Annotated in this window: 25 protein-coding genes; 8 read left to right on the top strand and 17 right to left on the bottom strand. The window is 70.3% G+C overall.

Features of this window, described 5'->3' with window-relative positions:
* Nucleotides 1-255: 255 nt before the first annotated feature.
* Complete coding sequence (locus AB0I69_RS46200) at nt 256-1854, bottom strand: MDR family MFS transporter (protein WP_363101852.1); 1599 nt, start codon at nt 1852-1854, stop codon at nt 256-258.
* Nucleotides 1855-1991: 137 nt separating this feature from the next.
* Between AB0I69_RS46200 and AB0I69_RS46195 the strand changes: the two genes are divergently transcribed.
* Nucleotides 1992-2600 (top strand): helix-turn-helix domain-containing protein, encoded by a 609-nt coding sequence (locus AB0I69_RS46195; RefSeq protein WP_363101851.1) that lies wholly within the window; start codon nt 1992-1994, stop codon nt 2598-2600.
* Here AB0I69_RS46195 and AB0I69_RS46190 read toward each other — a convergent pair.
* Nucleotides 2597-3184, bottom strand: coding sequence for a M23 family metallopeptidase (locus AB0I69_RS46190; RefSeq protein ID WP_363101850.1), 588 nt, complete (start codon nt 3182-3184; stop codon nt 2597-2599). The two genes, AB0I69_RS46195 and AB0I69_RS46190, sit on opposite strands and share 4 nt — an antisense overlap.
* A 696-nt stretch (nt 3185-3880) precedes the next feature.
* Between AB0I69_RS46190 and AB0I69_RS46185 the strand changes: the two genes are divergently transcribed.
* Nucleotides 3881-4498, top strand: coding sequence for an HAD family acid phosphatase (locus AB0I69_RS46185; protein WP_363101849.1), 618 nt, complete (start codon nt 3881-3883; stop codon nt 4496-4498).
* 123 nt (nt 4499-4621) lie between these two features.
* Here the strand turns inward: AB0I69_RS46185 and AB0I69_RS46180 are convergent, their stop codons facing one another.
* Nucleotides 4622-7147, bottom strand: coding sequence for an ATP-dependent Clp protease ATP-binding subunit (locus AB0I69_RS46180; protein WP_363101848.1), 2526 nt, complete (start codon nt 7145-7147; stop codon nt 4622-4624).
* 441 nt (nt 7148-7588) lie between these two features.
* Here AB0I69_RS46180 and AB0I69_RS46175 point away from each other — a divergent pair, with 441 nt between their 5' ends.
* Entirely contained in the window at nt 7589-8206 is a 618-nt protein-coding gene (locus AB0I69_RS46175) for an SCO3374 family protein (RefSeq protein ID WP_363101847.1), read from the top strand.
* On the opposite strand, the gene AB0I69_RS46170 is transcribed toward AB0I69_RS46175, so the two are convergent.
* The 10 genes from AB0I69_RS46170 to AB0I69_RS46125 form a co-directional block, all read right to left on the bottom strand.
* The gene (locus AB0I69_RS46170; RefSeq protein ID WP_055512928.1) at nt 8185-8520 is read right to left on the bottom strand and encodes an Lsr2 family protein; all 336 of its coding nucleotides are present in this window, start codon (nt 8518-8520) and stop codon (nt 8185-8187) included. The two genes, AB0I69_RS46175 and AB0I69_RS46170, sit on opposite strands and share 22 nt — an antisense overlap.
* A 224-nt stretch (nt 8521-8744) precedes the next feature.
* Complete coding sequence (locus tag AB0I69_RS46165) at nt 8745-9278, bottom strand: amino-acid N-acetyltransferase (RefSeq protein ID WP_019064250.1); 534 nt, start codon at nt 9276-9278, stop codon at nt 8745-8747.
* A gap of 9 nt (nt 9279-9287) precedes the next feature.
* Complete coding sequence (locus tag AB0I69_RS46160) at nt 9288-9701, bottom strand: BlaI/MecI/CopY family transcriptional regulator (RefSeq protein WP_200715431.1); 414 nt, start codon at nt 9699-9701, stop codon at nt 9288-9290.
* Nucleotides 9702-9821: 120 nt separating this feature from the next.
* Entirely contained in the window at nt 9822-10001 is a 180-nt protein-coding gene (locus AB0I69_RS46155) for a hypothetical protein (protein WP_363101846.1), read from the bottom strand.
* A gap of 48 nt (nt 10002-10049) precedes the next feature.
* Nucleotides 10050-10697 carry a hypothetical protein gene (locus AB0I69_RS46150; protein ID WP_363101862.1) on the bottom strand — a complete coding sequence of 216 codons (648 nt, stop codon included), beginning with the start codon at nt 10695-10697 and terminating at the stop codon, nt 10050-10052.
* 671 nt (nt 10698-11368) lie between these two features.
* The gene (locus tag AB0I69_RS46145) at nt 11369-12166 is read right to left on the bottom strand and encodes a type III pantothenate kinase (RefSeq protein WP_200680630.1); all 798 of its coding nucleotides are present in this window, start codon (nt 12164-12166) and stop codon (nt 11369-11371) included.
* Between the two features lie 2 nt (nt 12167-12168).
* Nucleotides 12169-13146 carry a carboxylating nicotinate-nucleotide diphosphorylase gene (gene nadC, locus AB0I69_RS46140; protein WP_363101845.1) on the bottom strand — a complete coding sequence of 326 codons (978 nt, stop codon included), beginning with the start codon at nt 13144-13146 and terminating at the stop codon, nt 12169-12171.
* A 5-nt stretch (nt 13147-13151) separates the two neighbouring features.
* Nucleotides 13152-14870 (bottom strand): L-aspartate oxidase, encoded by a 1719-nt coding sequence (locus AB0I69_RS46135; protein ID WP_363101844.1) that lies wholly within the window; start codon nt 14868-14870, stop codon nt 13152-13154.
* Nucleotides 14867-15874 carry a pantoate--beta-alanine ligase gene (gene panC, locus AB0I69_RS46130; protein WP_363101843.1) on the bottom strand — a complete coding sequence of 336 codons (1008 nt, stop codon included), beginning with the start codon at nt 15872-15874 and terminating at the stop codon, nt 14867-14869. The genes AB0I69_RS46135 and panC overlap by 4 nt, the downstream gene beginning before the upstream one ends.
* Nucleotides 15871-16791, bottom strand: a complete 921-nt coding sequence (locus tag AB0I69_RS46125; RefSeq protein ID WP_363101842.1) for a DUF2520 domain-containing protein — start codon at nt 16789-16791, stop codon at nt 15871-15873. The genes panC and AB0I69_RS46125 overlap by 4 nt, the downstream gene beginning before the upstream one ends.
* 185 nt (nt 16792-16976) lie before the next feature.
* On the opposite strand from AB0I69_RS46125, the gene AB0I69_RS46120 reads away from it, so the two are divergent.
* Nucleotides 16977-18173 carry a beta-eliminating lyase-related protein gene (locus AB0I69_RS46120; protein ID WP_363101841.1) on the top strand — a complete coding sequence of 399 codons (1197 nt, stop codon included), beginning with the start codon at nt 16977-16979 and terminating at the stop codon, nt 18171-18173.
* A gap of 19 nt (nt 18174-18192) precedes the next feature.
* On the opposite strand, the gene AB0I69_RS46115 is transcribed toward AB0I69_RS46120, so the two are convergent.
* Nucleotides 18193-18411, bottom strand: coding sequence for a hypothetical protein (locus AB0I69_RS46115; protein ID WP_363101840.1), 219 nt, complete (start codon nt 18409-18411; stop codon nt 18193-18195).
* A 99-nt stretch (nt 18412-18510) separates the two neighbouring features.
* On the opposite strand from AB0I69_RS46115, the gene AB0I69_RS46110 reads away from it, so the two are divergent.
* Entirely contained in the window at nt 18511-19620 is a 1110-nt protein-coding gene (locus AB0I69_RS46110) for a DUF5937 family protein (RefSeq protein WP_363101839.1), read from the top strand.
* A gap of 29 nt (nt 19621-19649) precedes the next feature.
* Here the strand turns inward: AB0I69_RS46110 and AB0I69_RS46105 are convergent, their stop codons facing one another.
* Together AB0I69_RS46105 and AB0I69_RS46100 are read right to left on the bottom strand one after the other, a co-directional pair.
* Nucleotides 19650-20321: a response regulator transcription factor gene (locus AB0I69_RS46105; RefSeq protein WP_363101838.1), complete on the bottom strand. Its 672-nt coding sequence runs from the start codon at nt 20319-20321 to the stop codon at nt 19650-19652.
* Between the two features lie 98 nt (nt 20322-20419).
* Nucleotides 20420-21625: a sensor histidine kinase gene (locus AB0I69_RS46100; RefSeq protein WP_363101837.1), complete on the bottom strand. Its 1206-nt coding sequence runs from the start codon at nt 21623-21625 to the stop codon at nt 20420-20422.
* A gap of 118 nt (nt 21626-21743) precedes the next feature.
* Between AB0I69_RS46100 and AB0I69_RS46095 the strand changes: the two genes are divergently transcribed.
* Complete coding sequence (locus AB0I69_RS46095; RefSeq protein WP_363101836.1) at nt 21744-22739, top strand: SAM-dependent methyltransferase; 996 nt, start codon at nt 21744-21746, stop codon at nt 22737-22739.
* A 47-nt stretch (nt 22740-22786) separates the two neighbouring features.
* On the opposite strand, the gene AB0I69_RS46090 is transcribed toward AB0I69_RS46095, so the two are convergent.
* Nucleotides 22787-23938, bottom strand: a complete 1152-nt coding sequence (locus AB0I69_RS46090; protein WP_363101835.1) for an NADH-quinone oxidoreductase subunit D — start codon at nt 23936-23938, stop codon at nt 22787-22789.
* Nucleotides 23939-23969: 31 nt separating this feature from the next.
* Between AB0I69_RS46090 and AB0I69_RS46085 the strand changes: the two genes are divergently transcribed.
* Together AB0I69_RS46085 and AB0I69_RS46080 are read left to right on the top strand one after the other, a co-directional pair.
* Nucleotides 23970-24470, top strand: coding sequence for a PH domain-containing protein (locus tag AB0I69_RS46085; protein ID WP_363101834.1), 501 nt, complete (start codon nt 23970-23972; stop codon nt 24468-24470).
* Nucleotides 24467-25822, top strand: coding sequence for a PH domain-containing protein (locus AB0I69_RS46080; protein WP_363101833.1), 1356 nt, complete (start codon nt 24467-24469; stop codon nt 25820-25822). The genes AB0I69_RS46085 and AB0I69_RS46080 overlap by 4 nt, the downstream gene beginning before the upstream one ends.
* Nucleotides 25823-25834 lie beyond the last annotated feature (12 nt).

Genomic DNA, 25834 nt, shown 5'->3' with positions numbered 1-25834 from the left:
CAACCCGGCCACTCCGGCGCTCGCCGACACCAGCCCGGCCACTCCAGCCACTCCGGCGCCTATCGACTCGACCCCGGCCCGTTCATTTCAGCCCGTTGGGGGTCCCCCCTCTGGGGGAGTTTGAGGACGAGGCCCTTCGGGCCGATACGGGGGCCCGGGGGCGGAGCCCCCGGCAACGCACCCGCAGCCGAACACGCAGAGAAGGCCCCCCGGGGCGGACACCAACCGGGGGACCTTCAGCTCACTGTCAGCAGATCAGACGGCCTCGACCACAGACGCCGGCGCCACTGCTTCCGCTTCCGCATCCCCGCCAGGCTCAGGCGCAGCCGACCCCGCCCCCTTCAGCGGAACCTCCTTCACGAACACCGCCGCCACCAGCGCGACCACCGCCACCACAGCCCCCAGCAGGAACGCGGAGTGCGTACCGGCCGACACCGCGTGCTGGTACGCCTCACGGGCCACCGCCGGCAGCTTCGCCAGGCTCTTCGCGTCCAGCTGGGCGGACTGCTCGGTCACCTTGGAGCCCAGCGCGCCGGCCCGCTGGGCCATGACGTCCTGGACCCGGTGGTTGAACAGCGCGCCCATGATGGCGACCCCGAAGGAGGAGCCGAGGGTACGGGACAGGGTGCTCGTGGACGACGCGACGCCCATGTCCTTCATCTCGACGCTGTTCTGCGCGACCAGCATGGTGATCTGCATCAGGCAGCCCATGCCGAGACCGACGACGGCCATGAACACACCGGACATGAAGCGCGAGGTCCCGGTGTCCATGGTCGACAGCAGGTACAGCCCGGCGCCCATCAGGACGCTGCCGACGACCGGGAACACCTTGTACTTACCGGTGTTGGTGGTCACCCGCCCCGCGACCATCGAGGTCACGAGCATCGCGCCGAGCATCGGCAGGAGCAACAGCCCCGAGTTGGTCGCGGACGCGCCCTGCACGGACTGCTGGTACAGCGGCAGGAACAGGGTCGCGCCGAACATCACGAAGCCGGTGATGAAGCCGATGATCGCCATCAGGGTGAAGTTGCGGCTGCGGAAGATGTGCAACGGTACGACCGGCTCGACGGCCTTGGTCTGCCAGAACACGAACCCGACGAGCGCGGCCACACCGAGCCCGATCAGCTCCATGATCCGCACGGAGGTCCAGGCGTACTGCGAACCGCCCCACGTGGTGACGAGCACGATCGAGGTGATGCCGACGGTCAGCAGTCCGGCACCCAGGTAGTCGATCCGCGCCTGCGAGCGCTTCTTCGGCAGGTGCAGTACGGCACTGATCGCGGCGAGCGCGACGACGCCGAGCGGCAGGTTGATGTAGAAGGACCAGCGCCAGCCCCAGTTGTCGGTGATGGTGCCGCCGACCAGCGGTCCGCCGATCATCGCGAGCGCCATGACGCCGGCCATCATGCCCTGGTACTTGCCCCGCTCACGCGGCGGGATGAGGTCGCCGATGATCGCCATGACGCCGACCATCAGACCACCGGCACCGAGACCCTGGATGGCCCGGAAACCGATCAACTGCCCCATGTTCTGCGCCATACCGCTCAGCGCGGAACCGGCCAGGAAGATCACGATCGAGGTCATGAAGGCGCCCTTGCGCCCGTACAGGTCCCCGAGCTTGCCCCACAGGGGCGTGGAGCTGGCCGTAGCGAGCGTGTACGCGGTGACGACCCACGACAGGTGCTCCAGCCCGCCCAGCTCACCGACGATCGTCGGCATCGCCGTACCCACGATCATGTTGTCGAGCATTGCGAGCATCATGGTGATCATCAGCGCGAGCAGGACGACCCGCACGCTCTTCGGCTGTTTCTCGGTTTCCCCCGGCCCGGTCTCGACCGTCTGTGTGTCCGCCATCTGTCCCACTCCCCTTGATACCGCTCATACCGCCACCGTCCGGCTACTTACTTGCCGCCCGGCTAGTTGACTACACTCAGGGAAAGTAGACCCGTAACTAGCCGGGCGTCAAGTAAGTTTGCTGGAGCATGAAACGGATGGGCGGCACCATGGACGGCACCAAGCGGCAACGTCGCGGAGACACCCGCCAGCGCATCCAGGACGTGGCGCTCGAACTCTTCGCCGAGCAGGGCTACGAGAAGACCTCGCTGCGCGAGATCGCCGAGCACCTGGACGTCACGAAGGCGGCGCTCTACTACCACTTCAAGACCAAGGAAGAGATCCTCGTCAGCATCTTCGAGGACCTGACGAAGCCGATCGAGGACCTCATCGAGTGGGGCCGCGACCAGCCGCACACCCTGGCGACCAAGCAGGAGATCGTACGGCGCTACGCCGTCGCGCTCGACGGCGCGACCCCGCTGTTCCGCTTCATGCAGGAGAACCAGGCGACGGTACGGGACCTGCGCATCGGCGAGCGTTTCAAGGAGCGCATGCGCGGCCTGCGGGAGATCATGATCGACCCCGAGACGAGCCTGGTCGACCAGGTCCGCTCGCTCAGCGCGATCTTCACACTGCACGCCGGGATGTTCGCCGTACAGGACCTCGAAGGCGACCCCGAGGACAAGCGCAAGGCCGTCCTGGAGGTCGCCACCGACATGATCACGCAGGCCCACGCGGGCTCGAAGCCCGTTCAGGACGAGGCTTAGACAGACACACCCTTGCCGCGCAGGAACGCGACCGGGTCTATCGCCGAGCCGTAGTTGGCGGTCGTACGGATCTCGAAGTGCAGGTGGGGACCGCTGGAGTTGCCGGTGCTGCCGGAGAGCGCGATGTGCTGACCGGTGCTGACGACCTGCCCGACCTTCACGTCGATGCGCGAGAGGTGGGCGTACTGCGAGTACGTCCCGTTGCCGTGCTTGATGACGATGGCGTTGCCGTACGCGGCACCGTCACCGGCACCGTTGCCACCGGCCTTGACGACGGTCCCGCCGTGCGCGGCCACGACCTCGGTGCCACTGGCCACGGCGAAGTCCTGCCCACTGTGGGTGGACTGCCACATGCTGCCGGCCTGGGCGAAGCTCGCGGACAGCGTGTACTTCTTCACCGGGTCGACCCACGAGGCGGCGGTCGTCGCACTGACGGCCTTGGGCGCGACGCTCACGGTAGCGGTGGCAGCGCTCGCGACCCCGGTGCCCAGCACGGCGCCGGCTCCCAGCCCGACGACCAGGACGGCCACCCGGGTGCGGAGCGAAGACGTACGGGAAGAGCGGGACGTGGCGCGCCGGAACATCGAAACCTCACGGGGGACGGGGACAGAAAAGCCACCCGGCACACATACGGCCGCCGGATGGCACGTTCATTGGTAACCCCGGACCCCACAGACCCCCAAACCACCCTTCTACGACGGAACCTAGTACTTCAGCACAAAACTTCCGTCTTCTTGACAGAGCACCCACACGGCATAAATCGCCCCCGGACGGCAGAATCGGCCATCCGGTTCCACCAACCCCAAGAAAAAAGTCCCTTTTGCCCCGATCGGTGCGAACCACTATCTACCCTAGTAGAGCCCGAATCGCCTGTGCGGCTTGTCACCGCCCCAGACGATCACCGGTAGGGAGAATGTGACCGGGACTACCCGGGACGGGCCGTATCGGCAGACAGGAGCCGAGCCCACCGCCGCGGAACAAATACGAGGCGGGGAACTCCGTGATCACACGCCTGGCTTTCCTGAAGGACTATCGCCGCCCTCGCACCCTTTACCTCGACAACTGCCCAGAAATTTCATCCCTCGCCTCGCCGATATGCCCCCCTTGAAAACCTGCCGCGCTCTCAACGCAGACAAGTCCCCGACACAATCCAGCTCGTGTGACGCACACCTCTATACACCTACCGTCCAGTAACCTTACGGTTCCCCTCACGCCACTCTCGCCCACGAACATGCCTTCTGCACCGGCAGCGCACATCCGTGAGAGGAACCCCCACCCCCATGACGAGACGACGCCCCTGGGCTCGCCGTACCGCCATCGTCGCCGTGTCCGCGGCGGCCCTCGCCACGCTGACCGTCCCCGCCGAAGCCGCGACGACGACCAGCTCCGCCGCGGCCACCGCGACCGTCGACTACGCCACCTGGCAGCAGGACTGCCAGACGGTGATGAACCAGGCCCTGCCCTACCTGAAGCAGCGGATCGCGGCCACGAAGCCCGGTGAGAAGCAGGCGATCGTGTTCGACATCGACAACACCACCCTGGAGACCGACTTCGGCTTCAGCTGGCCGCAGCCGGCCAACAAGCCGGTGCTCGCGGTCGCCAAGTACGCCCAGGAGCACGGCGTTTCGCTGTTCTTCGTCACAGCTCGCCCGGGGATCATCTACCTGCCGACCGAGTACAACCTCGAACACGACGGCTACGACGTCGACGGCCTCTACGTCCGCGGCCTCTTCGACCTCTTCAAGGACGTCGCCGACTACAAGACGGCCCAGCGCACCGCGATCGAGAACAAGGGCTACACGATCATCGCGAACATCGGCAACAGCGCCACCGACCTGTCGGGCGGCCACGCCGAGAAGACGTTCAAACTGCCGGACTACGACGGCCAGTTGTCCTAGCCACCGGTATGGAGGTCGGGGGGCGCGGCAGCCTCGCCGACCCCCTGCCCGTCCATGCCGAAGGGGCCGCACCAGAACCGAAGTCCTGGCGCGGCCCCTTGGCCAAACGCAACCCTTACCGGGTCACGCCTCCTTGCTCAGATTGGGCCCAGCCCCACCGGCCGCCTGCTCGATCGGCGGAACGTCCGGCAGCGCCGACTTCTCCTCACCCCGGAAGGTGAAGGTCTTGGCCTCGCCCTCGCCCTCCACGTCGACGACCACGATGTGACCGGGACGCAGCTCGCCGAAGAGGATCTTCTCCGACAGCGTGTCCTCGATCTCGCGCTGGATCGTGCGACGCAGCGGACGCGCGCCCAGCACCGGGTCGTAACCCTTCTTGGAGAGGAGCTCCTTCGCGGCCGAGGAGAGCTCGATGCCCATGTCCCGGTCCTTGAGGCGCTCGTCGACCTTGCCGACCATCAGGTCGACGATCTTGAGGATGTCCTCCTGCGTGAGCTGCGGGAAGACGACCACGTCGTCGACGCGGTTGAGGAACTCGGGCCGGAAGTGCTGCTTGAGCTCGTCCGAGACCTTGTTCTTCATGCGCTCGTAGTTGGACTTCGTGTCACCCGTGGCCGCGAAGCCCAGGTTGAAGCCCTTGGAGATGTCACGGGTTCCAAGGTTGGTCGTCATGATGATGACCGTGTTCTTGAAGTCCACGACCCGGCCCTGGGAGTCGGTCAGGCGACCGTCCTCCAGGATCTGGAGAAGGCTGTTGAAGATGTCCGGGTGGGCCTTCTCGACCTCGTCGAAGAGGACCACCGAGAACGGCTTGCGCCGCACCTTCTCCGTCAGCTGGCCGCCCTCTTCGTAGCCCACGTATCCGGGGGGCGAACCGAAGAGCCGCGACACCGTGTGCTTCTCGCTGAACTCCGACATGTCGAGGGAGATCAGCGCGTCCTCGTCACCGAAGAGGAACTCCGCCAGGGCCTTCGACAGCTCGGTCTTACCGACGCCGGACGGGCCGGCGAAGATGAACGAACCACCGGGACGCTTCGGGTCCTTGAGGCCCGCACGCGTACGACGGATCGCCTTCGAGAGCGCCTTGACGGCGTCCTTCTGGCCGATGACCCGCTTGTGGAGCTCGTCCTCCATGCGGAGGAGTCGGGAGGACTCCTCCTCGGTGAGCTTGAAGACGGGAATGCCGGTGGCGGTCGCGAGGACCTCGGCGATCAGCTCGCCGTCGACCTCGGCGACGACGTCCATGTCGCCGGCCTTCCACTCCTTCTCCCGCTTGGCCTTGGCGGCCAGGAGCTGCTTCTCCTTGTCGCGGAGGGAGGCGGCCTTCTCGAAGTCCTGCGAGTCGATCGCGGACTCCTTGTCGCGGCGGACGCCGGCGATCTTCTCGTCGAACTCGCGGAGGTCCGGCGGCGCGGTCATCCGGCGGATGCGCATCCGGGAGCCGGCCTCGTCGATCAGGTCGATCGCCTTGTCCGGCAGGAAGCGGTCCGAGATGTACCGGTCGGCCAGCGTGGCGGCCTGCACCAGCGCCTCGTCCGTGATGGAGACACGGTGGTGCGCCTCGTACCGGTCGCGCAGACCCTTGAGGATCTCGATGGTGTGCGGCAGGGACGGCTCCGCGACCTGGATGGGCTGGAAGCGGCGCTCAAGAGCGGCGTCCTTCTCCAGGTGCTTGCGGTACTCGTCCAGCGTCGTCGCACCGATGGTCTGCAGCTCACCGCGGGCCAGCATCGGCTTCAGGATCGAAGCGGCGTCGATGGCGCCCTCGGCGGCACCCGCACCGACCAGCGTGTGCAGCTCGTCGATGAACAGGATGATGTCGCCGCGGGTGCGGATCTCCTTGAGGACCTTCTTCAGGCGCTCCTCGAAGTCACCGCGGTAGCGGGAGCCCGCGACCAGCGCGCCGAGGTCCAGGGTGTAGAGGTGCTTGTCCTTGAGGGTCTCGGGCACCTCGCCCTTGACGATGGCCTGGGCGAGGCCCTCGACGACGGCGGTCTTGCCGACGCCGGGCTCACCGATCAGAACCGGGTTGTTCTTCGTACGGCGGGACAGCACCTGCATGACCCGCTCGATCTCCTTCTCGCGCCCGATGACCGGGTCGAGCTTGGACTCACGAGCGGCCTGGGTGAGGTTCCGGCCGAACTGGTCGAGGACCAGGGACGTCGAGGGGGTGCCCTCCGCAGGGCCGCCGGCGGTGGCGGTCTCCTTGCCCTGGTAACCGGAGAGCAGCTGGATCACCTGCTGCCGCACACGGTTGAGATCAGCGCCCAGCTTGACCAGGACCTGGGCGGCGACGCCCTCGCCCTCACGGATCAGGCCGAGCAGGATGTGCTCCGTGCCGATGTAGTTGTGGCCCAGCTGAAGGGCCTCGCGGAGCGACAGCTCCAGGACCTTCTTGGCACGGGGAGTGAAGGGGATGTGACCGGACGGTGCCTGCTGGCCCTGTCCGATGATCTCCTCAACCTGCTGGCGGACCGCCTCAAGCGAAATGCCGAGGCTCTCCAGGGCCTTTGCGGCGACACCCTCACCCTCGTGGATGAGACCCAGGAGGATGTGCTCGGTGCCGATGTAGTTGTGGTTGAGCATCCGGGCTTCTTCCTGAGCCAGGACGACAACCCGCCGCGCGCGGTCGGTGAACCTCTCGAACATCGTTAATCGCTCCTCAGAGCGGTCAGGCAGTAAGGGGACGCTCCCCTCCCTGTCCTTCCGCAGCTTAGTCCCGCAAGCGGGGACCGCTCATTCCAACTGCCGACACCGGACCGAGAACCAACACTGCCTCCTGAACCCGAACGCCGACATCTGCTCCAACCTGATGGTGCGAGACGATGTTCCCGCAGGCCAGGCAGTTACCCTCACCATGAGTACGCCGATGGCGAACGTGAGACGCCCTTTTCTGCGTGTCGCCCCCTCCCACTAGGGATGTCTTACCCGTTCGCACTGACACTCCATGCCGAGCGCACCCGTTCCCTCCGCTACGGGCGAACAACCTTGCGCCGCTCCCCACCCCCGAACGCCCCCCTTTCCGGCACTCAAAGCAATCACCGGACCACCCAGCGTAACTCTCGGGCCGCTTCGGCGGTTGCTCTTGGCATGGTTGGCACAGTCCCCCCTCTCACCACGGTCCCGCTCCCCCGTCGCCCGCTCGATCCGGACGACCGGCAGCGGCTCTGGTACGAGAACGAACTGGGGTGGCGCACGGTGCCCGGAGAGCCGCTACGGCTCGTCACGGGCCTGCGTTTCGACGTCCTGGACGTGCCGGTCGAGGCCGGAATCGCGGCGCTGTGGCGGCTGGGGCCGCACTCTCCGGTGGCCGTACGGGGCGACCGGATGCGGCTGCTGGTGGCCGCGGGCAGCGCGGAGGAGTTGCCGGGGCTGCTGGACTGGCTGGAATGGGGCGCGCTGGCGCCGACGCTGGATCTGGTGGCGCTCGGCGCGGACGAGCACATGGAGGCGCCGTCGGTCCCTGCGGCGGGGCCTACGAAGGGGCAGCCGCTTCCCGCGGGCCGCTCGGGTCCCTTGCAGGGGGCCGCCGTATGGCTGCGACCCCCCGAGCCGGGGTGCGAGGTCGAGGCCTCGCTGCCGACAATGCCGGCCGTGGGGGGCGTTGGGGACGCCCCTGATCTCGTACGACTTGTGGACACGGTGGCCACGCAGTGCCACCGGGTACGGCTGCGGCGCTCGTGCGCTCAGCCGTTGGCCTTCTCGTAGGCCTCGCGAATGGACGCCGGAACACGGCCGCGGTCGTTGACCTCGTAGCCGTTCTCCTTGGCCCACGCGCGGATCTGCGCGGTGTCCTGGCTGCCACCGGTAGCGGCGCGTGCCTTTCCGCGACCGCCAGAAGCACGGCCACCGGTACGGCGTCCGCCCTTCACGTAAGCCTCAAGAAGACCACGGAGCTTGTCCGCATTCGCGGTGGTGAGATCGATCTCGTACGTCTTGCCGTCCAGCGCGAACGTCACCGTCTCGTCCGCCTCGCCGCCGTCGAGGTCGTCGACAAGAAGGACCTGAACCTTCTGTGCCACCGGATTTCCTTTCATCGATAACTTGCGGGCCTGGGGTCTGCGGCGTCCGCCGTTTCGCCGTCCCCTGTTATATGCAGTACTGCAGTACGTCGGAAAGCAAACCGCTTTTGCTGGAAAAACACAAACCCCCGGGAGAGACCGAGTGACCTCACCCGTCCAGAAAGATGCGCGTTTCGGACATAGGGAACCTGGGCAGGGCGTCCGGGCAGAATTGAGCGCAGCGATCACAGATGCAGAAGCATCCGACTGTTGCCCAAGGTGTTCGGTTTCACTCGTTCGAGACCGAGGAACTCCGCCACGCCCTCGTCATAGGAACGCAACAGCTCCGCGTAGACATCGGTGTCAACAGGTGTCTCGCCGATCTCCACGAAGCCGTGCTTCGAGAAGAAGTCCACTTCGAAGGTGAGACAGAAAACGCGACGAACGCCTAGCCAGCGAGCCGTGTGCAGCAACTTCTCCAGCAACTGATGACCCACACCGGCACCCTTCAAGCCCGGCTTCACCGCGAGAGTACGGACTTCCGCGAGGTCTTCCCACATGACGTGCAGTGCCCCGCAGCCGACGACCTCGGCGTTGTCGTCCCGTTCGGCGACCCAGAACTCCTGGATGTCCTCGTAAAGAGTCACCGTCGCTTTGTCGAGCAGGATGCGACCGCGGACGTAGGCGTCAAGGAGTCGGCGCACCGCCTCGACATCGCCTGTCCGGGCCCGCCGGACGGTGATGGCTTTCGCGGTGACTTCGGGGTGCTCTGCTGACATGAGCGGACGCTATCGCCCACCGCCCGAGGGCGCGGAGCCGGGGTTCTCGACGCCATCCGCGGGTTCGGGTGTTTCCGGTCCCTGGACGATCCGTACGGCGCTGCGCAGGGCCTCACGCTGTTCGTCACTCATCATGCCGAAGAAGGCGACGAGAGCGGCTGCGGGGTTGTCGCTCTGGGACCAGGCGTCGTTCATCAGGGCTGCCGAGTAGGCGGCGCGTGTGGAGACCGCCTCATATCGATAGGCCCGGCCTTCCGCCTCACGACGCACCCAGCCCTTCTGATGGAGATTGTCCAAAACGGTCATCACCGTGGTGTACGCGATGGACCGTTCCTGCTGAAGGTCTTCCAGGACTTCTCGAACAGTCACCGGGCGGTTCCACTTCCACACCCGCGTCATGACCGAGTCTTCGAGTTCTCCCAATGGGCGAGGCACAGCTCAGACCATAGTGGAAAAGGCGCAAAAAGGGCGTACGACTCGGAAAGCACGCGCACGCGTGCGGGAGTCGTACGCCCTTGAAGGCGCCGCCGAAAAAGGGAAGCTTCAGGCGTCGTTGGCCGAAGAGGCCTGGCGGGCGCTCTCCGCGCGCGCGATGGCGGCGTCGACGGCCGCGTCCTCCTTGGCCTTCATGGCCCCGCCCTGGGTCTTCACGATGACCCGGATCAGTCCGATGAAGAACACGGCCATGACGACCGGGGGTACGAGCGCGGAGACATAGTCCATGTCCTCCAGAGTAGCCACGGGCTCCAAGGAGGACGGGGCGGGGTCGGTTCAGCCGGCGGCGAGTTGCTGCGGCGGGTTCGTGGGGGGCGGTGCCGGTTTGCGCCGGGGGAAGACCTCGCCCGGCGTGGGGATGGGCCGGGACGGCTTCGGGGCCGCGGGCGCGGGTGTGGGCGCCGGCCGCTCCACGGGCTTCCTTACGGGCTCCTTGGCGTCCTCCCCGACGGGTTCCCCGGCGGCTGCGGAAAGGCCCCCGGAGAGGCCTCCAGGAAGCGCGAGGAGGCGGGTACGGGAGGCGGGGACGGTCGGGGCGGGCCGGACGGTCGTACGGCGGGCGAGGCGCGCGCGTACGTCCTGTTCGGCGAGCGTGAGGCAGCGGTCCAGGAGAGCGGCGGCGGACGGGTTGCCGCGCAGCGCCCGCAGCGCGGAGAGGTCGTCGACGTCCGGGCGGTACCCGGCGCCGAGCGCCTCCTCCAGGAGGGTGAGATAGCCGGCGGTTGTGCCGGGCAGGGCGGCGCGGTACCGGGCGAGGTCGGCGACCAGGAAGGCGCGCAGCCGGACTCCCTCGCGTACCGCCTCGTCGAGGGATTCGGCGAGCCGGAGACAGTCCTGGACGTCCTCGGCCGAGGCGGTTCGGGGCTGGAGGGCGAGGGCGAGAGCGCGACGGAGCACACGCAGCTCCTCCGCACCGAACGCCATGCCGCCGCGGGATCCGTATGGCGTGGGCATGGGGCGACGATACGCGCTAATCAGACAAATTCGACATAGGGGGCGGGTGTGGCGCGGGGTTTTCGCCCGGCGGCGGACAGCGACTGCTCCGCCGCGCGCGCGGCAGTCGCACTGCGGCCCGGTTCTACGGCTCCGTCAGGCGCGGCGGCGCCTGCTGTGGGCGGAAGCGGGGAGCTCCTTGTTGGCGCGCGCCTGAGAGATGCCCGCGGGGCGGGGTGTCGCCTCGGCGGTACTACGGCCCCTCGCACACGCGCCACCACCATCAGAGGCGGCAGCACCCTGCGGGTGGAAGCGGTGGCGGCACCCGCAGGCCCGCGTGAGCAAGGACGGCGCAGCAGGGCGTCGCCCGCCCCGCGCGACGGCTCCGTCCCGCGCCGGCAGCCGCCGTCAGACGGGACGACACCCCGTGGGCGCAAGTGGCGCCCGCGCCTAGTAGGCGCGCGCCTGAGCGACGCCGATGGGGAGTCGCCCGCCAGTACTACGGCCCCGCCGCGCCCGGCAGCCGTCGTCAGGCGCGACGGCACCCGGTGGGCCCAGGTGGTGTCGGCACCTCGTGGGGGGGCACGCGGGAGCGACACCAGCCGGAGGGAGCGGGGCGCCGCCCGGCAGCAAGCGGCCTCGTCCCGCACGCCGGCGCTACGTCACATCCGCGACACGTTCCGCTCGTACACCAGCCGCAGGCCGATCAGCGTCAGCCAGGGCTCGTGTTCGTCGATCACCGAGGCCTCGCCCAGGACCATCGGGGCGAGGCCGCCGGTCGCGATGACGGTGACGTCCTCCGGGTCGTCGGCCAGCTCCTTGGCCATGCGGGTGACGACTCCGTCGACCTGGCCGGCGAACCCGTAGACGATGCCCGACTGCATCGCCTCCACCGTGTTCTTGCCGATCACGCTGCGCGGCCGGGCCACCTCGATCTTGCGCAGCTGGGCGCCCTTGACGCCGAGCGCCTCGACCGAGATCTCGATGCCGGGGGCGATGACACCGCCGATGTACTCCCCGCGCGCGGAGACCGCGTCGAACGTGGTCGCCGTGCCGAAGTCGACGACGATCGCGGGGCCGCCGTAGAGCTCGACGGCGGCGACCGCGTTGATGATGCGGTCCGCGCCGACCTCCTTGGGGTTGTCGGTGAGGATCGGGACGCCCGTCTTGACGCCCGGTTCGACGAGGACGGCGGGCACGTCGCCGTAGTAGCGGCGGGTGACCTCGCGCAGTTCGTGCAGGACGGACGGGACGGTGGCGCAGATCGCGATGCCGTCGATGCCGTCGCCCAGCTCCTCTCCGAGGAGCGGGTGCATGCCCATCAAGCCTTGGAGGAGGACGGCGAGTTCGTCGGCGGTGCGGCGGGCGTCGGTGGAGATGCGCCAGTGCTCGATGATCTCTTCGCCGTCGAAGAGGCCCAGGACGGTATGCGTGTTGCCCACGTCGATCGTGAGGAGCATGACTACTGCGCCTCGCGGAGGTCGAGGCCGATGTCCAGGATCGGCGCGGAGTGGGTCAGGGCGCCCACGGCGAGGTAGTCCACGCCGGTGTCGGCGTACGCCTTGGCGTTCTCCAGGGTGAGCCGGCCCGAGGCCTCCAGGGCGGCGCGGCCGTGGACGATGCCGACGGCCTCCGCGCACTCCCCGGGCGTGAAGTTGTCGAGGAGGATCAGGTCGGCGCCGGCGTCCAGGACGTCGCGGAGCTGGTGCAGGGTGTCGACCTCGACCTCGATCGGTACGTCCGGGAAGGCCTCCCGCACGGCCTTGAAGGCCTGGGCGACGCCGCCTGCGGCGACCACGTGGTTGTCCTTGACGAGGGCCGCGTCCGAGAGGGACATGCGGTGGTTGACGCCACCGCCGCAACGGACCGCGTACTTCTCCAGGGAGCGCAGTCCCGGCGTCGTCTTGCGGGTGTCGCGGACCTTCGCCTTCGTGCCGTCCAGGGCGTCCGCCCACGCGCGCGTGGCGGTCGCGATGCCGGAGAGGCGGCACAGGATGTTGAGCGCGCTGCGCTCGGCGGTCAGCAAGTCACGCGTGCGCGTGGTGACCGACAGGAGCTTCTGTCCGGCCTCCACGAGGTCGCCGTCCTCCACGTGCCGCTCGACCTCGAACTCGTCGGTGCAGACCACGGAGACCACCGCTTCGGCGACCCTGAGGCCCGCCACGACACCGGCCTCGCGCGCGGTGAAGTCGGCGGTGGCGACGGCCTCTTCGGGGATGGTCGCGACGGTCGTCACGTCGATGCCTCCGGCCAGGTCCTCCTGGAGGGCGACGTTGGCGATGTCCTCGACCTCCAGGGGGTCGAGTCCGGCGTCGGCCAGGAGCTCGGCGAGCGCGGGGTCGAGGCCGCACTCCATGTACTCCGCGTCTGCGCCCGCGCCACAGGCACAGCCGTCGCCGCAACCACCGCTGTCGGCGAGGGGAAGGTCGTGGGTGCTCACGTCTGTCACTGCTCCTGGGGACGGTGCTGCCGGGTCGGGGGGAAGTCTGCGGTGTCCGTGGTGTGTACGGCCAGCGTGCGGTCCGGATTCAGCCGTACGACGATGTGGCGGCGCCATGCGGTGTCGTCACGGTCGGCGTGGTCCTCGCGCCAGTGGCAGCCCCGGGTCTCTTCGCGGAGCGCGGCGGCGGTGACCAGGACGCGGGCCACGCACAGGAGGTTGGTGGCCTCCCAGGTGTCGACGCCGGGCTCGGCGGTCTTGCCGTTCTCGTCGAGGGCGTCGCGCGCGTCGGTGTGCAGCTGCTGAAGCTGTCCGGCGGCCTTGGCGAGGGAGTCGGCGGAGCGCAGGACGCCCGCGCCCTCGGTCATGATCCGCTGGATCGCGAAGCGGGCCTCCGGGGCGAGCAGCGGGTGCGCGGGCTTGTGGGGGTGCGGGACCGGTTCGGGCACGCGCGCGTGGAGGGCGTTCTCCGCCTGGCTCTCGGTGATGTCGGCGACGATCCGCTCGGCGTAGACGAGGCCTTCGAGAAGGGAGTTGGAGGCCAGCCGGTTCGCGCCGTGCACGCCGGTGCAGGCGACCTCTCCGCACGCGTACAGGCCGGGGACGGTCGTACGGCCCCGGGAGTCGGTGCGGACGCCGCCGGAGGCGTAGTGGGCAGCAGGGGCCACCGGGACGGGCTCGGTGACCGGGTCGATGCCATGGCTGCGGCAGGCGGCGAGGATCGTCGGGAAGCGGTGCTCCCACATGTCGGCGCCGAAGTGCCGGGCGTCGAGGAACATGTGCCCGGCGTCCTGCTCCTGCATGCGCCGCATGATGCCCTTGGCGACGATGTCCCGGGGCGCCAGCTCGGCGAGTTCGTGCTGGCCCACCATGAAGCGCACGCCGTCGGCGTCGACCAGGTGGGCACCCTCACCGCGCACCGCCTCGGAGACGAGCGGCTGCTGGCCCTCCGCGTCGGCGCCGAGGAACAGCACGGTCGGGTGGAACTGCACGAACTCCAGGTCGGAGACCTCGGCACCCGCGCGGAGGGCGAGCGCGACCCCGTCGCCCGTCGACACGGACGGGTTGGTGGTGGCCGAGAAGACCTGCCCCATGCCGCCGGTCGCGAGGACCACGGCGGGCGCGTGCACCGCGCCCACACCGTCGTGCTGCCCCTCGCCCATGACGTGCAGGCTCACGCCGGCCGTACGCCCCTCGGCGTCCGTCAGGAGGTCCAGCACGAGCGCGTTCTCGATCGTGCGCAGGCCACGCGCGTGTACGGCCTCGACGAGCGCCCGGGAGACCTCCGCGCCGGTCGCGTCGCCGCCGGCGTGCGCGATGCGGCGCCGGTGGTGGCCGCCCTCGCGGGCCAGCTCCAGTCCTCCTTCGGAGGACTCGTCGAAGTGGGCGCCGGTCTCGATGAGGCGGCGTACGGCGTCGGGGCCCTCGGTGACGAGGATGCGTACGGCCTCCTCGTCACACAGGCCCGCGCCCGCCACCAGGGTGTCGTCCAGGTGCTGTTCGGGGGTGTCGCCCTCCCCGAGGGCCGCGGCGATGCCGCCCTGGGCCCAGCGGGTGGAGCCGTCGTCGAGGCGGGCCTTGGTGACGACCACCGTCCGCAGCCCGGCCGCCTCACAGCGCAGGGCAGCGGTCAGGCCGGCCACTCCGGAGCCGACGACCACCACGTCCGCGGCGATGGACCAACCCGGGGCGGGTGCGTGCAGTCGTATGCCTGTGCTGGTCACGAGGCGGCTCCGAGGGTTCCGAAAGTGAGTGGGATGTTGTCGATCAGCCGGGTCGTCCCGACCCGGGCGGCGACGGCGAGGACGGCCTCGCCGGTGAAGTCCTCGTCGACGTCCGTGAAGTCGGAGGGGTCGACCAGGGCGAGGTAGTCCAGGGCGAGCGGCGGGTCCAGGCGGGCGGCGTCGTCGAGGACCAGGCGGGCGGCGGCGCGGACGGACGCCGGGCTGCCGGGGCCGGGGGCGGCCTTGGCGACGGCGTGCGCGTCGGCCGCCGCGCGGGACTCCCCTATGGCGCTGAGCGCCTCGGCACGCGCGTGCGTGGCGGGCACCTCACGGGCTCGCGCGCGGAGCGCCTCCTGGGCGGCGTGCCTGTCACGGCCCGCGAACAGGGCCTGGGAGAGGGCGAGCGCGGTGCGCCGCTCCCGGGGGGACAGATAGCGGTTGCGGCTGGAGAGGGCCAGGCCGTCGGCCTCGCGCACGGTCGGCACGCCGACGATCTCCATGCCGAAGTTCAGGTCGCGCACCATGCGGCGGATCAGAGCGAGTTGCTGGGCGTCCTTCTGGCCGAACAGGGCGGCGTCGGGGCGGGTGAGGTGCAGCAGCTTGGCGACGACGGTGAGCATGCCGTCGAAGTGGCCGGGGCGGACCGCGCCCTCCAGACGTTCGCCCATGGGGCCCGCCGAGACGCGGACCTGGGGTTCGCCGCCCGGGTAGGCCTCGTCCACGGAGGGCGCGAACACGACGTCGGCGCCCGCCTGTTCGGCGATCTTGAGGTCGGCGTCCAGGGTGCGCGGATAGCGGTCGAGGTCCTCGCCCTTGCCGAACTGCAGCGGGTTCACGAAGACGGTGACCACGACCTCGCCGTCCGGTCCGGCGATCTCGCGGGCCGTGCGGACGAGCGTGGCGTGGCCCTCGTGCAGGGCGCCCATCGTCATCACGACGGCGCGGCGACCCGCACGCGTGCGTGCGTGCAGTTCGTCGGCGGTGCGCAGCAGGGTGGTGGTCATCCGGCATCTCCCTCGGTGCCGTTGGCGAGCACCCCGAGGAGGTCCTCGGCGAGTTCCGGCTTGAGCAACCCGTGGGCCAGGGCCCGGTCAGCGGTCGCGCGGGCCATCGCCAGATAGCCGGCGACGGTCTGCGGGGCGTGCTTGCGCAACTCGGTGACGTGCGCGGCGACGGTGCCCGCGTCCCCGCGCGCGACGGGGCCGGTGAGCGCCGCGTCGCCGGAGCGCAGGGCGTTGTCCAGGGCGGCGCCCAGCAGCGGGCCGAGCATCCGGTCGGGGGCCTCGACACCGGCCGTGCGCAGCAGCTCCATGGACTCGGCGACCAGGGTCACCAGGTGGTTGGCACCCAGTGCGAGGGCCGCGTGATATAGCGGGCGGTTCTCCTCAGCGATCCACTCGGGCTCGCCGCCCATCTCGATCACCAGGGCCTCGGCGGCCAGCCGCAGTTCCTCGGGCGCCGTGACCCCGAAGGAGCACCCGGCGAGCCGCTGGACGTCCACCGGAGTGCCCGTGAACGTCATCGCGGGGTGCAGGGCCAGCGGCAGCGCGCCGACCCGCAGGGCGGGGTCCAGGACCTTCGCGCCGTACCGCCCGGAGGTATGCACGAGGAGTTGCCCGGGGCGTACGGCCCCGGTGTCGGCGAGGCCCTCCACGAGCCCGGGCAGGGCGTCGTCCGGGACGGTCAGCAGCACCAGGTCGGAGCGCTCCAGGACCTGCGCGGGCGTGATGACCGGCACGTCGGGAAGCATCAGCGCGGCCCGTCGCCTGGACGCGTCGGACACCCCGGAGACGGCCACCGGGCGGTGCCCGGCCAGTTGGAGCGAGGCGGCCAGCGCGGGGCCCACCCGGCCGGCGCCGACGACACCGACGGCGAGCCGCGCGGGGCGGTCCTTGGGCTCTGGCTGTTGGAATGTACTCACGCGACGGCGGCCTTCCCGTTCCAGTCCGCTCCGGGTACCGGACGATTTCTCGTCATGTTAACGCGATCGGTTCGAGGGGCGTCCGGTTGTCCACAGGCTGTGGGTTGTCGCACAGCGTCGGTGTACGGGAAAGCCCGGGGAAAACCGCGTGCTCGCGCGGACCCGCGCCAGGCATCATCCGGAGCATGAGCGATGCGGCGGAACAGGGCGAGGAACAGGCGGAACCGATGACGGAGGAGGAACAGCTCCTGGAGCGCCGCAAACGGCGCCTCAGCGCGAACCGGAACGCGGAGCGCGCACTCGCCCGCCTCGGCTTCCTGGGCACCCTCCAGGAACGGCTCGCCTTCGTACAGGAGGCGGCCGAACTGTACGACCTGGACGAGACGTCGGACATGTACGGCGGCGGCATCGTCGAGACCCTGGAGAAGCGGGTCGCCGAACTGCTCGGCAAGGAGGCCGCCGCCTTCTTCCCCACGGGCACCATGGCGCAGCAGGTCGCCCTGCGCTGCTGGGCGGGCCGCACCGGCAACCCGACGGTCGCCCTGCATCCGCTCGGCCACCCCGAAGTGCACGAACGGGACGCGTTCAGCCAGGTCAGCGGCTTGCGCCCGGTCCATGTGACGAGCGAGCCCCGACTGCCGACCGCCGACGAGGTGCGCGACCTCCCGGAGCCCTTCGGGGCGCTGATGCTCGAACTGCCCCTCCGGGACGCCGGTTTCGTCCTGCCCTCCTGGGAGGAGCTCTCCGCCGTCGTCGAGGCCGCGCACGAACGCGACGCGGTGGTCCACTTCGACGGCGCCCGCCTGTGGGAGTCCGCCCCGCACTTCGGCCACCCGCTCGACGAGATCGCCGGCCTCGCGGACAGCGTCTACGTGTCGTTCTACAAGTCTCTCGACGCCCTCGGCGGTGCCGCGCTCGCCGGACCGCAGACCCTGATCGACGAGGCGAAGACCTGGCGGCACCGGTACGGCGGCGCGGTCTTCCAGCAGTTCCCCACCGCACTGACGGCACTCGCGGGCCTGGACCGGGAGCTGCCCCGGCTGCCCGCGTACGTGGCCCACGCGCGCGTGGTCGCCGAGGCGCTGCGCGAGGGGTTCGCGGCGGCCGGGGTGCCCTGGATGCGCGTACAACCGGAGCAGCCGCACACGAACGAGTTCCAGGTCTGGCTGCCGTACGACCCCGACGCCGTGTCGGAGGCCGCGATCCGGCAGGCCGAGGAGACGAAGTCCGTCCTCTTCGCCAATCCCTGGGACGCGAAGGGTCCGGGCCTGGCGATGACGGAGGTCTACGTGCGGGCCGCCGCCCTGGAGTGGACGGCCGACGACGTGAAGGCGGCGGTCGCGGACTTCGTGGTCCGGCTGACGGAGGAGACGGCCCGCTAGAAGACGGCGGCCTCGGGTGTCAGCAGGCGGAGCGGCGCGGGTGCGGGTGCAGCAGGCGGCCCAGGGCCCGCCGTAGCCGACCGTGGGCCGGGCGCTCGGCGACGACCGCGCGGAACTGCCGGTAGTCGCGCAGTTCGCGGGCGGTCCGCCAGTCGTGGGTGCCGGGTGCGGGCGGCGGGGCCTCGCCGAGCCGCTGGGCGCGGTAGGTGTCGAGGAAGTACTGCTGGGTGATGCTCATGTCTCCAGGCTGCGCCGACGCCCGGTGGCTGTCGCGTCGATTGACGGGCGCCGTCAATCGAGGGGGGCGTTGTCAGTGGCGGGGTGCACGATTGAGTGCATGAGCGTGCACATCGACATCACCGGGCTGCGGCAGGAGCAGGTCGTCTTCGCGCCCTCGCCCCTGGGCGAGCTGTGCATGGCGCTGCACGCGATGTCCGAGCCGGGGCACCATCCCGGCCTCCAGGGCTGGGTGACCGGCGTCACCACCCGGCTCGACCCGCATCTGGCCGACCGGATGTGCGAGGCGGACTTCCTGTGGCGGTCGACGTTCTCCGACCTGTTCCTGCCGTACGCGGGCATCCCGGGCCGGAGCACGCTCCCCGGGGCGACGCTCGCCGAGGAGCTGGACCTGCTGGACAAGCTGACGGACGAGCAGTTCGTGGACGCGGCGCTGGAGTTCACCACCTGCGCCATCACCTACAGCACGGGCGGACCCGGCCCGCTCACCGACGCCGAGATCCGGCGGCGCGCCCTGGAGCAGGCCGCCGCGCGCGGCCCGCATCAACTGGCGTTCACCGAGCGGCTGTTGGCCGACCCGCCGCGGACCAGGGCCTGGCTGCGACAGTTCCTGGAGGACTGCGACGAGGCGTTCTTCGCGGAGACCTGGTCCCGGATGCACCACCAACTCGCCGCCGACGCCCGCCACAAGACGGACCTCCTGCGGCACAGGGGCCTGGCGGAGGCCCTGACGTCGATGTCCACCGCGGTGACCCTCGACGAGAGCGCCACCCGCATCACGGTCGACAAACTCGGCAGCGGCCGTACGGCGACCCAGGACGGCGGCCTCCTCCTGGTGCCCACCAGCCTGGGCTGGCCGCACCTGACGGTCCTGTACCGGTACGGCTGGCAGCCCGTCGTGCACTACCCGGTGGGCACGCCCAAGCCCGCCGCACCGACCTCCCTGGAGCAGCTCACCCTGCGGATGACGGCCCTGTCCCACCCGGTCCGCATGCGCCTGTGCCGCAGCCTGGCCCGCAGCGCGTTCACCACCGGCGAGCTGACCCAGGTGCACGGCATGACCGCCCCCGAGATATCCCGCCACCTCGGTGTCCTGAAGAAGGCCGGTCTGATCACCACCCGCCGCCGTGGTCGCTACGTCCTGCACCAGCTGGACGTCACGATGGTGGCCCGCCTGGGCAGCGATTTCCTGGAGGGCATCCTCAGGTAGCCGGCCAGCCGACCCCGGCCGGCCAGGCGTCAGCCGTGCCCGCCGGCCCGCACCAGCCCCGTCTCGTACGCGAGGACCACCACCTGCACCCGGTCCCGCAGGCCGAGCTTGGTCAGGATGCGGCCCACATGGGTCTTCACGGTCGCCTCGGACAGCACCAGGTGGGCCGCGATCTCGCCGTTGGACAGCCCCTGGGCGACGAGGATCATGACCTCGCGCTCGCGCTCGGTGAGGCGCTCCAGTTCCTTGTGCCGGGGCTCCTTGCCGGTGGCGGGCAGCATCGGGGCGAAGCGGTCCAGGAGCCGGCGGGTCGTCGAGGGCGCCACCACGGCGTCCCCGCTGTGCACGGAGCGGATCGCGGTGAGGAGTTCGCCGGGCGGCACGTCCTTGAGCATGAAGCCGGAGGCGCCTGCCTTCAGCCCGGAGAAGGCGTACTCGTCGAGGTCGAAGGTGGTCAGGATCAGCACCTTGGGCGGGTTCTCGCCCTGGCAGATGCGGCGGGTGGTCTCGACCCCGTCCAGCTTCGGCATGCGGACGTCCATCAGCACCACGTCGACCGCGGTCGACGCCAGCACCTCAAGGGCCTCGACGCCGTCGCCCGCCTCCGCGACGACCTCCATGTCCGGCTGGGCGGCAAGCACCATCCGGAACCCGGTGCGCAGCAGCACCTGGTCGTCGACGAGCATCACGCGGATCGCCATCGGGTCCTCTTCCGTTCCGTCAACAGGATCGTTCAACAATTGCTTCAACCGGTCGTTCAACAATTCGTTACAGGTGTCAACACCCGGCGTACGAGAGATCAGTGCGCGGGTTTCAGCGGCAGCAGCGCGCTGATGCGGAATCCGCCGCCCGGCCGCGGACCCGCGTCCAGGGTGCCGCCGACCATGCCCACCCGTTCACGCATACCGATCAGACCATGCCCCTGGCCGTCGACGCCGCCCTCCTCGTACAGCTCGTGCGGGGCGCCCTTGCCGTCGTCCTCGACGAGCAGCCCGAGGCCGTCGTCGAAGTAGACCAGCCGCACACTGGCGCCCGTGTTGGGCCCACCGTGCTTGCGGGTGTTGGTGAGCGCCTCCTGCACGATCCGGTACGCCGTCAGCTCGACGCCGCTGGGCAGCGGGCGCGGGGTGCCCTCGACCTTGAAGTCGACGGGCAGTCCGGACGTACGGCACTGCTCGACCAGGTCGTCGATCTGCTCGACGTCCGGCTGCGGCACGTACTCGCCGACCTCCTTGTGCTCGCCGGTGCGCAGCACGCCCAGCAGGCGGCGCATCTCGGCGAGGGCCTGGCGGCCGGTGGAGGAGATCGTCTCCAGGGCCTTCTTCGCCTGGTCCGGCGAGGAGTCGAGGACGTAGGCGGCGCCGTCGGCCTGGACCACCATCACCGACACGTTGTGCGCGACCACGTCGTGCAGCTCGCGGGCGATACGGGCGCGCTCGGCGGCGACCGCGACCTTGGCCTGCGCCTCGCGCTCCTTCTCCAGCCGGGCGGCGCGCTCCTCCAGCTGCGCGAAGTACGCGCGCCGGGTGCGCATCGAGTCGCCGAGCACCCAGGCCAGCGCGAACGGCACCGTCTGGAAGATCGCCAGCGCGACCAGCCCGGCGGAACTGGTGTGCTCCTGGGGCCAGCGGATCTGCGCCAGGGTCGCCGCGGCCAGACCGGAGGCCAGGGCGAAGCGGGAGGCCCAGCGGGCACCGATCGCGGCGACGGTGTAGACGATCACCAGCATGGCGAAGTCGGCCACCACGGGCTCGATGTCGAGGACCAGCTGCACAAGACCCGTCGCCCCGGACAGGACGAGCATCTTCTCCGGCCAGCGGCGGCGCAGCGCGATCGCCACACACATCACGGCGGACACCGCCAGCGCCCCGGCTGCCGTCCCGTGACGGCCCGACGCGTAGCTGGTACTCGCGATGCTCACGCCGCTCAGCCCCAGCAGGAAGACGGCCCAGAAGGTGTCGACCCATGTCGGGTGTCTGCGGAGGAAGTCGTAGAGGCGCTGCACGTAACCCAGCGTAGGGAAGCGTGAAGTGTGCCGGGGTCAACCGGAGGATCGATCCGTATACGCCGCGCGTACTCCCCAAGGTGGAGGCCCCGTTGTCCTGTGCACTTACTCTGACCGCGTGACGGAAGACACCACGGGCCGGTGGCGCGGCTGGCGGGCGGCGGCCGAGGACGCCCTGTACGGGCCCGAGGGGTTCTACCGCAGGCCCGAGGGACCCGCCGGGCACTTCCGTACGTCCGTGCACGCGTCGGCGCTCTTCGCGGGGGCCGTGGCGCGGCTGCTGTGCCGGGTGGACGAGGCGCTGGACCGGCCGGCGACGCTGGACTTCGTGGACCTGGGCGCAGGCCGCGGTGAGCTGGTGGCCGGCGTACTCGCCGCGCTGCCCGCCGAAGTGGCCGCACGCGTGCGTGCGTACGCCGTCGAGCTCGCCGACCGCCCCGAAGGGCTCGGTCACGGGATCGAGTGGCTCGCCGAACCCCCGAAGGGGATCACCGGGCTGCTGTTCGCCAACGAGTGGCTGGACAACGTGCCGGTGGAGGTGGCCGAGGTGGACTCCGTCGGCGTACCGCGGCTCGTGCTCGTACGGGAGGACGGGACCGAGCGGCTCGGGGAGCCCCTCTCCGGTGCGGAGGCCGCGTGGCTGGCGCGCTGGTGGCCGCAGGCGCCCGAGGAGGGCCTGCGTGCCGAGATCGGCCTCCCCAGGGACACGGCCTGGGCGTCCGCCGTCGCCACGCTCGACCGGGGACTCGCAGTCGCCGTCGACTACGGGCACACCGCGGACACGCGCCCTCCGTTCGGCACGCTCACCGGTTTCCGCGAAGGGCGCGAGACGGCACCCGTACCGGACGGCTCCTGCGACCTCACGGCGCACGTCGCCCTGGACGCCTGCGCACTCCCCGGCGCACACCGGCTCACACAACGCGCCGCCCTGCACGCCCTCGGCCTCACAGGCGCGCGCCCCCCGCTCGCACTGGCCTCCACCGACCCGACGGAGTACGTCCGCGCCCTCGCGAGCGCCGGCGAGGCGGCCGAGCTCACCGCGATCGGCGGACTCGGCGACTTCGGCTGGCTCGTGCAGTCGGTTGGAATTCCGGACCCGCTCGACGAGCCGTGACCCGACGAGCCGTGACTCGACGACCGTGAACAACCCCTACTTGCCGCTTACTTGTCGATGTCCCCGACGACGAAGAACAACGACCCCAGAATCGCCACCATGTCCGCCACCAGCGTCCCCGGCAGCAGCACCGCGAGCGCCTGGATGTTGTTGTAGGACGCCGAGCGCAGCTTCAGCCGGTACGGCGTCTTCTCGCCCTTGCTGACGAGGTAGTAGCCGTTGATGCCGAGCGGGTTCTCGGTCCACGCGTACGTGTGCCCCTCGGGCGCCTTCAGGACCTTGGGGAGCCGCTGGTTGATCGGACCGGGCTCCAGCCCGGCGAGCCGGTCGAGGCAGGCGTCCGCGAGGTCGAGCGCGTTGTGCGTCTGCTCCAGGAGCACCTCGAAGCGGGCGAGACAGTCGCCCTCCTGGCGCGTGACGACCTTCAGGGTGTCCTGGAGTTCGCCGTACGCGAGGTACGGCTCGTCGCGCCGCAGGTCGAAGTCGACGCCCGAGGCGCGCGCGATGGGCCCGCTCACGCCGTACGCGTGGACGGCCTCCGGCGACAGCTCGCCGACTCCGCGCGTGCGCCCCCGGAAGATCTCGTTGCCGAGCACCAGGTCGTCGAAGCGGTCCATCCGGGAGCGCACGGCGGAGACGGCTTCACGCGCGCGGGAGGCCCATCCCGCAGGCAGGTCCTCCTTGAGGCCGCCTACGCGGTTGAACATGTAGTGCATGCGCCCGCCGGAGACCTCCTCCATGACGTTCTGGAGCACCTCGCGCTCCCGGAACGCGTAGAACACCGGGGTGATACCGCCGAGTTCCAGGGGGTACGACCCCAGGAACATCAGGTGGTTGAGCACCCGGTTCAGCTCGGCCAGCAGCGTGCGCGTCCACACCGCGCGCGGGGGCACCTCCATGCCGAGCATCCGCTCCACCGCGAGGACCACGCCCAGCTCGTTCGAGAAGGCCGACAGCCAGTCGTGGCGGTTGGCGAGCATGATGATCTGGCGGTAGTCGCGCGCCTCGAAGAGCTTCTCGGCGCCCCGGTGCATATAGCCGATCACCGGCTCCGCGTGCTGGATGCGCTCGCCGTCGAGGACGAGCCGCAGGCGCAGCACACCGTGCGTGGAGGGGTGCTGGGGGCCGATGTTGAGCACCATGTCGGTGCTCTCCGCGGCGCCGCCGATCCCGACCATGGTCTCCGTCGTGGGAGTCATGGACACAGTCTCTCGTACGTACGCTTGCGGCATGGAAACGGGGACTGCCGCGCACGACGACGCGGCGCGCGAGCCGGTGTGGACCGGGCTGCCGCCGGGGCTGCTGAAGATGCGACGGCTGTTGCTGGTGGTGTGGCTGGGGCTGCTGGCCGTGGTCCTGGGCACGCTCCTGAACCTGTTCGCGGGGCCCGCCTGGGCCGCCTTCGCGCTGCTGCCGCTCGCCCTGACGGCATGGGGCTGGGTGCTGCTGGGCCGCAACTGGCGCTCCTGGCGGTACGCCGAGCGCGCCGACGACCTGCTGATCAGCAGGGGTGTGCTGTGGCACCACGAGACGATCGTGCCGTACGGGCGGATGCAGCTCGTGGAGGTGACCTCGGGGCCCGTGGAGCGGCACTTCGGGCTCGCGAGCGTGCAGCTGCACACGGCCGCCGCGGCGACCGACGCGACGATTCCGGGGCTGGTCCCGGCCGAGGCCGAACGGCTGCGCGACCGGCTCACCGAGCTGGGCGAGGCCCGATCGGCGGGGTTGTGACGACGCCGGGCGCCGACAAGGACGTGACCGAGGTCCCCGAGGCCGTACGGGAGCAAGTGTCTGTCGTGGAGCGGCGGTTGCATCCGGTGACGCCGTTGCGCCGGGCCTGGGCGCCGGTCGCCGTCATCATCGGGTGGGCGGTGCACGACCCCAACCAGGCGCAGGAACAGCTGACGCGGCTGACCACCATCACCCTCCTGATCGCGCTGGCCGTGATCGTCCCTGCCGCCGGTCTGTACGGCTTCCTGACCTGGTGGTTCACGCACTTCGCGGTGACCGACACCGAACTGCGCATCCGTACAGGGCTGTTGTTCCGGCGCACCGCGCACATCCGGCTGGAGCGCATCCAGGCCGTCGACGTGACACAGCCCCTCCTCGCGCGCGTGGCGGGCGTCGCCAAGCTGAAGCTGGACGTCGTGGGGACGGACAAGAAGGACGAGCTCGCGTTCCTCGGCGAGGGCGAGGCGCGGGCGCTGCGGGCCGAACTCCTCGCGCGGGCGGCCGGGTTCGCGCCCGAGACCGCGCACGAGGTCGGCGAGGCGCCCTCGCAGCAACTGCTGCACGTACCGGCCGGGGTCCTCGCGGTGTCCCTGGTGCTGACCGGCGCCACCTGGGGGTCGCTGGCCGCCGCACTCGTCGTACCGCCGCTGCTCTGGTTCGCCACGCACAGCGTGTGGACGGTCCTCGCGACCGCCCTGCCGCTGCTGGGCGCGGCGGGCGCGAGCAGTGTGGGGCGGTTCGTCGGCGAGTACGACTGGACGCTGGGCGAGTCCCCGGACGGGCTGCGCATCGACCACGGGCTGCTGGACCGCACGCACGAGACGGTGCCGCCGGGGCGGGTGCAGACCGTGCGGATCGTGGAGCCGTTGCTGTGGCGGCGGCGCGGCTGGGTGCGGGTCGAGCTGGACGTGGCCGGTTCGTCCAACTCCGTGCTGGTGCCGGTCGCCCCGCGCGAGATCGCCGAGTCGGTCGTCGCCCGCGTGCTGCCCGGCGTGACCGTGCCGCCGCGCGAGGCGCTCTCCCGCCCGCCGCGACGGGCGCGCTGGTGCGTGCCGCTGTGGTGGCGGGGCTACGGCCTCGCGGTCACCGACACGGTGTTCGCGACCCGGCACGGACTGCTGCGCAGGAGCCTGGCGCTGGTTCCGCACGCGAAGGTGCAGAGCGTACGGCTGAAGCAGGGGCCCTGGGAGCGGTTCTGGCGGCTCGCCGAGGTCCATGTGGACACCGGGGCCAACGAGACCGTCACAGCCCGTCTGCGGGACGCGGAGGAGGCCGCGGAGCTGCTCCGCGAACAGGCCGAGCGGTCACGGACGGGCCGCCGGGACGCGCGGCCGGACCGCTGGATGGCCTGACGCCGGGTCAGG

The sequence above is a fragment of the Streptomyces sp. NPDC050508 genome, from assembly GCF_040655155.1.
Taxonomy (GTDB): Bacteria; Actinomycetota; Actinomycetes; order Streptomycetales; family Streptomycetaceae; genus Streptomyces.
This window is presented reverse-complemented; position numbering and strand designations above follow the sequence as displayed.

What these genes read in the sequence shown, in the direction of transcription:
- AB0I69_RS46200 (WP_363101852.1), bottom strand. Translation starts at nt 1,854, where the DNA reads ATGGCGGACACACAGACGGTCGAGACCGGGCCGGGGGAAACCGAGAAA.
- AB0I69_RS46195 (WP_363101851.1), top strand. Translation starts at nt 1,992, where the DNA reads ATGGGCGGCACCATGGACGGCACCAAGCGGCAACGTCGCGGAGACACC.
- AB0I69_RS46190 (WP_363101850.1), bottom strand. Translation starts at nt 3,184, where the DNA reads ATGTTCCGGCGCGCCACGTCCCGCTCTTCCCGTACGTCTTCGCTCCGC.
- AB0I69_RS46185 (WP_363101849.1), top strand. Translation starts at nt 3,881, where the DNA reads ATGACGAGACGACGCCCCTGGGCTCGCCGTACCGCCATCGTCGCCGTG.
- AB0I69_RS46180 (WP_363101848.1), bottom strand. Translation starts at nt 7,147, where the DNA reads ATGTTCGAGAGGTTCACCGACCGCGCGCGGCGGGTTGTCGTCCTGGCT.
- AB0I69_RS46175 (WP_363101847.1), top strand. Translation starts at nt 7,589, where the DNA reads ATGGTTGGCACAGTCCCCCCTCTCACCACGGTCCCGCTCCCCCGTCGC.
- AB0I69_RS46165 (WP_019064250.1), bottom strand. Translation starts at nt 9,278, where the DNA reads ATGTCAGCAGAGCACCCCGAAGTCACCGCGAAAGCCATCACCGTCCGG.
- AB0I69_RS46155 (WP_363101846.1), bottom strand. Translation starts at nt 10,001, where the DNA reads ATGGACTATGTCTCCGCGCTCGTACCCCCGGTCGTCATGGCCGTGTTC.
- AB0I69_RS46150 (WP_363101862.1), bottom strand. Translation starts at nt 10,697, where the DNA reads ATGGCGTTCGGTGCGGAGGAGCTGCGTGTGCTCCGTCGCGCTCTCGCC.
- AB0I69_RS46145 (WP_200680630.1), bottom strand. Translation starts at nt 12,166, where the DNA reads ATGCTCCTCACGATCGACGTGGGCAACACGCATACCGTCCTGGGCCTC.
- panC (WP_363101843.1), bottom strand. Translation starts at nt 15,874, where the DNA reads ATGACCACCACCCTGCTGCGCACCGCCGACGAACTGCACGCACGCACG.
- AB0I69_RS46120 (WP_363101841.1), top strand. Translation starts at nt 16,977, where the DNA reads ATGAGCGATGCGGCGGAACAGGGCGAGGAACAGGCGGAACCGATGACG.
- AB0I69_RS46115 (WP_363101840.1), bottom strand. Translation starts at nt 18,411, where the DNA reads ATGAGCATCACCCAGCAGTACTTCCTCGACACCTACCGCGCCCAGCGG.
- AB0I69_RS46110 (WP_363101839.1), top strand. Translation starts at nt 18,511, where the DNA reads ATGAGCGTGCACATCGACATCACCGGGCTGCGGCAGGAGCAGGTCGTC.
- AB0I69_RS46105 (WP_363101838.1), bottom strand. Translation starts at nt 20,321, where the DNA reads ATGGCGATCCGCGTGATGCTCGTCGACGACCAGGTGCTGCTGCGCACC.
- AB0I69_RS46090 (WP_363101835.1), bottom strand. Translation starts at nt 23,938, where the DNA reads ATGACTCCCACGACGGAGACCATGGTCGGGATCGGCGGCGCCGCGGAG.
- AB0I69_RS46085 (WP_363101834.1), top strand. Translation starts at nt 23,970, where the DNA reads ATGGAAACGGGGACTGCCGCGCACGACGACGCGGCGCGCGAGCCGGTG.